The sequence below is a fragment of the Winogradskyella sp. genome (assembly GCF_965656915.1).
Lineage (GTDB): Bacteria > Bacteroidota > Bacteroidia > Flavobacteriales > Flavobacteriaceae > Winogradskyella.
Map to the genome: position 1 here is coordinate 1 of NZ_CBFHMI010000084.1, position 8,337 is coordinate 8,337.

At 34.2% G+C, this 8,337-nt stretch carries 9 protein-coding genes; 3 read left to right on the top strand and 6 right to left on the bottom strand.

All coding sequences use genetic code 11. From position 1 onward, the window contains the following. Window positions 1–556 (bottom strand): FAD-binding oxidoreductase (locus tag ACTG3Y_RS12855; RefSeq protein ID WP_439153324.1); only part of this gene is annotated, 556 nt, incomplete at its 3' end. Between the two features lie 197 nt (window positions 557–753). Between ACTG3Y_RS12855 and ACTG3Y_RS12860 the strand changes: the two genes are divergently transcribed. After that, on the top strand, window positions 754–1,125 hold the full coding sequence (locus tag ACTG3Y_RS12860; RefSeq protein WP_439153325.1) for a DUF2237 family protein: 372 nt from the start codon (window positions 754–756) through the stop codon (window positions 1,123–1,125). A 74-nt stretch (window positions 1,126–1,199) separates the two neighbouring features. Further along, the gene (locus ACTG3Y_RS12865) at window positions 1,200–1,565 is read left to right on the top strand and encodes a DoxX family protein (protein ID WP_439153326.1); all 366 of its coding nucleotides are present in this window, start codon (window positions 1,200–1,202) and stop codon (window positions 1,563–1,565) included. Here ACTG3Y_RS12865 and ACTG3Y_RS12870 read toward each other — a convergent pair. From ACTG3Y_RS12870 to ACTG3Y_RS12890, 5 genes are all read right to left on the bottom strand, one after another. Beyond that, on the bottom strand, window positions 1,546–1,923 hold the full coding sequence (locus ACTG3Y_RS12870; protein WP_439153327.1) for a DoxX family protein: 378 nt from the start codon (window positions 1,921–1,923) through the stop codon (window positions 1,546–1,548). The two genes, ACTG3Y_RS12865 and ACTG3Y_RS12870, sit on opposite strands and share 20 nt — an antisense overlap. 150 nt (window positions 1,924–2,073) lie before the next feature. Next, window positions 2,074–2,661, bottom strand: coding sequence for a fasciclin domain-containing protein (locus ACTG3Y_RS12875; protein ID WP_439153328.1), 588 nt, complete (start codon window positions 2,659–2,661; stop codon window positions 2,074–2,076). A 96-nt stretch (window positions 2,662–2,757) separates the two neighbouring features. Beyond that, the gene (locus tag ACTG3Y_RS12880; protein ID WP_439153329.1) at window positions 2,758–4,215 is read right to left on the bottom strand and encodes a transglycosylase SLT domain-containing protein; all 1,458 of its coding nucleotides are present in this window, start codon (window positions 4,213–4,215) and stop codon (window positions 2,758–2,760) included. A 346-nt stretch (window positions 4,216–4,561) separates the two neighbouring features. Then, window positions 4,562–7,054 carry an ABC transporter permease gene (locus ACTG3Y_RS12885; RefSeq protein WP_439153332.1) on the bottom strand — a complete coding sequence of 831 codons (2,493 nt, stop codon included), beginning with the start codon at window positions 7,052–7,054 and terminating at the stop codon, window positions 4,562–4,564. 47 nt (window positions 7,055–7,101) lie between these two features. Beyond that, on the bottom strand, window positions 7,102–7,791 hold the full coding sequence (locus ACTG3Y_RS12890) for an ABC transporter ATP-binding protein (protein ID WP_439153330.1): 690 nt from the start codon (window positions 7,789–7,791) through the stop codon (window positions 7,102–7,104). Between the two features lie 55 nt (window positions 7,792–7,846). On the opposite strand from ACTG3Y_RS12890, the gene ACTG3Y_RS12895 reads away from it, so the two are divergent. Continuing rightward, the coding region (locus ACTG3Y_RS12895; protein WP_439153331.1) for a GDSL-type esterase/lipase family protein at window positions 7,847–8,337 on the top strand (491 nt) is incomplete at its 3' end.

Here is an 8,337-nt window from a genome sequence, read left to right on the forward strand (position 1 = left end):
CAATAGATTTGTTTTTTAAATAAGCTTTATCGACATGGCCATGATGGTATGTGTTATTTTCTTCGTCAGATAGCACAAACGACGCTTGATCTCCCATCCAGGTTTCAAGATTTTGCTTGTAGATAATATCTTTTTCCGCTTTGTTTGAAAAGATAAGCATATTGTTTTTGAGCTCGTCTTTTCGTTCTAGATCCTTTAGAATAGCGATAAAAGGAGTAATGCCTACACCTCCAGCAATAAAAGTTCCTGGTCTTTTATAGTTTATAGCTCCCCAAGCATCGTCAATGATAAGCTCATCACCTACTTTTAACGTGCTTAACTCATCTGTGACACCGTCATAAGACGGATACATTTTAATGGTGAATTCTAATTCTTTTTCGTCTGGTAAACTTGTAAATGTAAATGGTCGTTTTTCATTTTTATAACCTAACTTATTAATTGCCATTTCTGTGGCTTGTCCATGTGTAAATGTATAACCTTTAGGTTTGTCTGTGATTAATCTTAATACATTATGTGTTACGAGTTCAATGTTCCGTAATGTTACGTTATAGTCCATTTATTATTTTTGATTTGAAAGTTAATGCTTGATGTAAACCACTCTGGTATACAACATTTAATATAGACTAATAATCGATCTATTGTGTTAAAATTTAGTTTAACTTTTTGAACTTATTCTTCAACAAAATAGAAATATCCTAACTTTAATAATATGAAAAAATCAATCATTATAAAGCTTCTTAATACGAATAATTAATGCAGAAAATAAAAGAGACCTTAAATGTACTGGGTGAACCTTTAGAAAACTGTTCTTGTGAGCCAATGACGGGTTATTTTAGAGACGGATTTTGTAAAACGATAGCCCAGGACACAGGCACACACGTGGTCTGTGCCATTGTTACGGAAGAATTTTTACAATATTCACTATCCAAAGGAAATGATTTAATAACACCCATACCACAATGGCAATTTCCTGGATTAAAACCAGGTGATAAATGGTGCTTATGTGTATCGCGCTGGAAACAAGCCGAAAAGGTTAATAAGGCACCTTTAGTAGATTTAAGAGCAACGCATGAGGTTGCTTTAAAACACGTATCTTTAGACTTATTAAAACAGTATGCAGTTTGATACCACAATACAAAGTGTCAATAGATGCTTACTACATTGTCATGACCTTGTGGCCTAATCATTAAAAAATTAATTTGGATTTACTTACAGCTTTAACCTGGTTCTCTGGTATTGCCTTTATCTATTTTGGATTAAATTGCTTTTACTCTAAGTTTATAGTTGACGAATTTGAGCGTTATGGTCTACCAAATCAGCGCAAACTCACAGGATGGCTTCAATTATCAGGTGCAGGAGGTTTACTTCTGGGCCTTTATTTTAGTTCGTTGTTACTATTTAGCGCTGCTTTTGGCTTATTTCTTTTAATGACAGCAGGTTTTATTGTGAGATTAAAGATTAAGGATAATTTTATAAAATCGTCACCATCTTTTGTTTTTGCCGTATTGAACCTATTAATAGCTGTAAAAACCTACACAAAATTCTTTACTGCGACAGTAGAATAATAATTAGATTTAGTACAATAAATAAAAACGCAGGAAACGATTTGAATAATGGGTCTTTTATCTTCACGTGCATAGCGATAGACCCTAATAGTAATAAAGATAAGCCGATACTACCTATAAGGGTAAGATTTTCAAATTTTAATGAGGCTAATAATATTAATGCCAGACCTACTTTTAAAAAACCGACAACATAGCAAAAGGTTTCTGACAAACCATAAGCTTTAAATTCTTCGATTATAGTCGTGGCATCACCTCCACGCCATTTTGTTTTCTTTTTGGGCTGTATAAGCCACACATTAAGTATACTAAGAGCAACGATTAGCTTTAGTGCAACAATAACATAATCTGTAAAAGTCATAAGAGCTGGTTTTAAAAAGTCTTGTATCTAATTTATAAAAATATTTAATTAATCTAGAGGCTTAAATCAATAATTCGTTTCTAAATAAAAAACCATTGTAACTTCTATACTGTTACAATGGTTTTTAGCTATTAACCTAAAATCCTATTATTATTCTGGCATTATAACAGTGTCTAATGCGTGTATAACTCCATTCGATGCAGCTTCATCTGCAATAACTACTGTAGACATACCTCCGTTAGCATCTTTTAACATCACTTTTCCATCATTCAAGCTTAAAGTAATTGTTCCTCCCTGAACAGTGGTTACTTCATATGCACCGTTATTATTTTGAATTGCTTCGATTACTGCAGCAGCCTCAAATTTACCTGACACGACGTGGTATGTTAATATGCTTGTTAGTTGATTCTTACTATCTGGCTCTAATAAAGAAGCAATAGTTCCTTCAGGTAACTTCGCAAATGCATCATTTGTAGGAGCGAATACTGTGAATGGTCCTTCGCTACTTAATGTACCAACTAAATCTGCAGCTTTTACCGCAGTTACTAATGTTGAAAAATTTTCATTTCCAACGGCAACTTCTACAATATTTGGTTCGGTCTGCTCAACTTCTACTGTTTCGGTAACTTCTTCTGTAGTTGTCTCCATTGCTTCAGAATTGTCTTTTTTTGTTTCTCCACAACTGAAGAAAAAGACTGTGACTAAAGTGAAAATGCTTAATGTTTTTAATAATTTCATCTGTATTATGTTTAAGTTCGTTATATGTAAAGTTATGAAAACATTAGTTTTGTTTAACCTTATTAACAAATATTTAAACAAAATATTTAAATATTACTATTCTTCCAAGTTTATAAATTGCTTGTAATGGTTATAGCGTTCTATGATCTGTTCGATATAATTTACAGGTTCAGAACCTCGAACATAACCATATTTTATAAAGGGTTTATTGTAGTTTTTAGGAAAACGTAATGCAAGCAGCATTTTATCTACATTATCTGCCCAGACCATTGAATCTAAACCATTAGCATCAGCAAGGCGCTGTGCATCTCTAACATGACCATAGCCACAATTATAAGCTGCCATGGCTAACTTTATTCTGTTTAAACTATCCGGAATGTGAGAAAAGCGTTCGTGCATTTGTTGTAAATAACTGGTACCACCTCTAATACTTTCCTTAGGGTTTGACAGATCTTTAATTCCTAAAGACTCTGCTGTGGCAGGCATCACCTGCATTAACCCTCCAGCTCCTGCCCAGGATTCTGCACCAGGATCGAATCTAGACTCTTGATAGACCTGAGATGCCAGTAATCTCCAGTCCCAGTCAATTTTATCAGCATAAGTTTTTATTAGGTCGTCATATTTACTGATCTCATTATTCGTTAAGCTATAATAGTCACTTCTAATTCTGCGTTTAAAAAATCGCTTATTTTTAAAATACTTGTTGTAAATTACTTGATAATCCTTTGTTTTTCGCTGAGCTAAAATCCAATCATCAATAACAGCTCTAAAATTCTTAGATTTTTGACGTGTTACCCAAGCAATACGCTGTGAAAAAGATATGGGTACATCAATATTTAGGATGGGATTCTTAGCAGCATTTATCTTGGCCAAGTTTTCATCGGCAATAGTGTATTTTATAGTGCCGTTAGCTACCATATCCATAATTTCACCTGTGGATAGTTTACTACTTAGCGTATCAATAACAATAGTACCTCCAATTTCATTAGATAAGCTAACTAGACGTTCGTGATAAGCAGAATTCTTGCGAATGGAAACTGTATCGTCAATTAACTCTATTGGGTCATGAATAAGTGCTTTGTGTAATGTTTTCCAGGATATGTTTAAATAATTGTCTGGCTTTTTCTGAACAAGCACCTGTTTGGTGATGTATAAATGTTCTGTAAAACCAACTTCCCATTTTCGTTGGTTGGTAATCGTCATACCATGCGCAATTAAATCTACATCACCTCTATTTAGCACTTCGAATTCGGCATCTAAATCTTTAGATACTACAATTTCTAACTTTAAGTCGAGATGGTCGGCGAGTCGCTGTAATAACTCATATTCAAAACCCATCGCCTGACCTCTATACAAAAAATAACTAGTACTGCTATAAACCACTAAAGCTTTTAATACTCCATCGTTTCTGATAGCTTCTAAATCGCGATCTACAGAATTTGCTACAATACTATTGTAGAATTCATCAGCATTACCAACATTAGATTTATCTTGCTTACAAGACAATAGTTGAAGCGTGATTAGTAGGATTAGGAAGTATCTAAATTTGACCATGTCGTATTATCAAATATAAGAATATTTGTATAAGCCTATTAAAACATTGGTTTTATAAGGTATTATTATAGTCTCTCTGCTGGTAGTATTTTAATCAAAAAGATTAAGTATAACAAGATGCTTTATACGTTTTGATTTTTGAACGCTCTAACTACCATAAACGCTAAAATCCCTATAGATATAACCATAAATGTACCTAAGAGACTGGCGCCATTATGAATGGATAAATTTTTAATGTTTTATTTTAATTTAGCATCCTCATACCTACTACCAAGTGGAACACTAAGTAATGTACACATCCTGCCAGCACAGCATTTTTAACTAAATGATATCACGTATAATAATCTTAAATTTCTCGTCGTAACACTTCAAGAGGTGAACTATTAAGTACTGAACGAATATTACTTAGACCAATTATGATGACCAATAGTGTGATACACGGTAAAAAGACAACAAAAGGTATTGCAGATGGAATGAATGGCTCTTCAAAAACAAAAATGGCTAAGCACAAACTACTCACTAATGCTAGTATAATACCAATTAAGCTGCCTAACAGACCTAAAAACAGGTATTCCAGCGCGGATATTTTTAAAATTTGCGGATTTCGGGCACCAAGGGTTCGCAGAAGCACACTTTCTTTGATGCGCTGATGTTTACTGGTTCTAACAGAACCAATTAAAACGATGAGGCCGGTTAAAATACTAAAGAACGACATAAAGTTAATCACCCAAGACACTTTATCTAATATATTTTCTACAATAGTATAGACTTGTCGTAAATCGATAATGGATACATTAGGAAAATTTGCTACTAATTTGCGTTGCAAGTGAGCTGAAGTTTGTTCATTATCTGCTTTCGTAGTGAACACACTAAATTGTGGAGCTTTTTCTAATACTCCTTCAGGAAAAACAATTGAAAAATTTAATTGCATGCGTCCCCAATCTACTTGTCTAATACTACCAACAGTGGTTTCCATTAAAACACCTTGCACATTGAATGTAATTTTATCACCAATATCAACATTAGCATCATCAGCCAAATTATCTGAAATTGAAATCACTACAGGTTCATCAGGCTTTAAGTTTGGTGTCCACTCACCTGCTATAATTTCTTCGGAAGCAATGAGTTCATCTCTGTATGTTGTTCTAAATTCATGATTAAGAATCCAACCTCTGACCTGTCTTGTGGTATCTTGTCTTAATTCATTCACCAACTGGTCCTTTATTTTATGCATTCGCATAGTCACCAAAGGAATATTATCTAACACAGGTACATTGTTCTCTATAAGTTGAGTTTTCATAGCCTCACGCTGATCGCTTTGTACATCGAGAATAATCATATTCGCATTTTCGGCTGTAACGCCGACTTCGGTCTTCGCTAATAAAATATCTTTAGTAAAGTATAACGTACTGATAAGAAAAGTACCTAAACCAATTGCCAATACTAATACGACCGTTTGGTTATTTGGTCGGTAAAGATTTAATAAACCTTGTCTTGTTGTAAAGCTCCATGATTTTGGGAAAAACCGCCTGACCAATTTCATGAAATATTTGGCCACTAATGCTAATATTATAAACGTTACTAATGAACCAACAATAAATGCTAAAGTATATTGAATATCCTGAATCAGTATATATGAGAATAGAAATAGGGATATTAGGATTAAGCCAAAAATAAACGTTCGGACTTTCCGTGGTTGTTCTGCTTCTTCATTGATACGAAGTACCTTTAAAGGTGAAACATACCAAGTTTGTGATAAGGGTAATAATGCAAATAATACGGAAATAAACAAACCGAGTAGTAAACCAATGATAATAGGTTTTGCGGTAATGGTCATTTCTAATTGAAATGGTAAAAAGGCTTTTAGTAAATAAGGAAACAATCCTTGCAAAGCCACACCTATGGCAGACCCTATAATACCACCAAGTAGACCTATACCAGCAATTTGTATAAGAAAAATAAGGAAACTCTGTTTACGACTTGCGCCCAAACATTTTAATACGGCGATGGCTTTTAGTTTTTCTTTGATGTAAATATGAACAGAACTTGCTATACCAATACAACCTAATAATAAAGCAATAAAAGCCGCAAGATTTAAAAACTTACCGACATTGTCATAGCGTCTTCCTAAACGACGACTTGTGCTGGTGTGGGTATCTAAATCTGCATTTTCAGTATCAAGCATTGGATCGATTTTATCGTCAAATGCATTTAGGTCTAATGTGTCTGAAGCTTTATAGAAATACTGATACTCTTTTCGGCTTCCATATTGTAGAAGTTGTGTTTCGGCAATGGATTTATAAGGAATAACGACGGTTGGCGCTACCGAAGTTGAAACTGCCGTACTCCCTGGAATAGAATTTAGAGCGCCTCCAATTTGAAACGTTTCTTGTCCAACCTTTATGGAGTCGCCAGGTTTAATCCCAAACTGTAACATTAAAGTTGCGTCTACAAGTGCCTCATTTTTATTTTGATAAGTTTTAGAACGACCAGCAGGTTTAGTTTTCATATCGCCATAAAAAGGAAAACCTCCTTCAATACCTCGTATTCGAACCAGCTTTATTCCATTGTTTATTGGAAATGCAATCATAGATAAGAACGTCACTTCTTTTGCATCTGGTTTTAAAGAATCTATGATTTCCTGAGCGCGTTCTGTAGGTTCCTGACGTGTGTCGATAATGTAATCGGCGCCCATTAAGTTTTTTGATTGCCGTTTAATATTATCACTTAGATTATGACTAAATAACTGTATGGCAACCACTGCAGATATTCCCAAAATTATTGACGACATAAACAGGAGTAATCGCACTCGGCTAGACTTAGCGTCTCTCCACGCCATTTTAAATAACCATGAAACTCTTGGTTTTAAGGTGTGTTGTTTATTTTTCAATGTGTAGTTGTCGGTTCGTTAGTTAATATCTGACCTCCTTTAAGTTGTAGTATTTGTTGCGTGCGATTTGCCAAATCTAAATCGTGAGAAATAATAACCAAAGTAGTACCAGCTTCTTTATTTAAGTCGAATAATAATTGGATTACCTTTTCACCTGTCTCCTCATCTAAATTACCCGTAGGTTCATCTGCAAATAAAATAGATGGTGTATTAGAAAATGCTCTCGCTAAGGCTACTCGTTGCTGTTCACCACCTGAGAGTTGAGATGGATAATGATGACAACGGTCTTCTAAACCTACTTTTTTCAATAATTCTAAACTCTTAGCTTTTGCATCAGTGTCTCCCTGTAATTCAAGAGGTACACTTACATTTTCTAAAGCTGTAAGTGTAGGTAATAATTGAAAATTTTGAAATATAAAACCTACTTCTTTGTTTCGTAATTGTGCACGTTCGTCTTCATTGAGCGCTTTTAAATCATAACCACATAGTTCTACACTACCAGAATTGGGCTCATCTAAGCCTGCACACAGACCGAGTAAGGTTGTTTTTCCGCTACCTGAAGGACCAACAATAGAGAACGTCTGCCCTTTCTCAACATTGAAGGTTATATTTTTTAAAACTGTGAGCTGTTTCTGACCACTTTTATAAGTCTTCTCCAAACCACTAATCTTTAATATCTTTGTCATATACTTAACAGCTTTAATTTATCATATGTTCGCGACTCAAAATACACATTTGTACTTGAATTCACCAATCTCAACACCTCAGAAACTCATAAAGTTTTGTTATTTTATAGTAGCTTTTTTTCTATTGAATTGCGGCAATGAATCCTCTAAAAAAACTGAAACTGAAAATGAAATTATTAAAGAAAATGATACTACTAAAGTTGAATCATCTTCTACCAAAACGATACTTTGCTTTGGTGATAGTATTACAGCAGGTTATGGTTTAGATGATACTAATGCTGCCTATCCTGCACTTTTACAGAAAAAAATTGATTCTTTAGATCTTGACTATACTGTTATTAACTCTGGTTTGAGTGGTGAAACGTCTGCTGGTGGAAAAAGTAGAATTGATTGGGTACTGCAAAAAGATGTAGATATATTTTTATTAGAATTAGGCGGTAATGATGGGCTTCGCGGTATACCTCTATCGGAAACCAAATCTAACTTGCAAGACATCATTAAACGCGTTAAGGATAAAAACAGTGCTACTAAAATTATTTTGGCTGG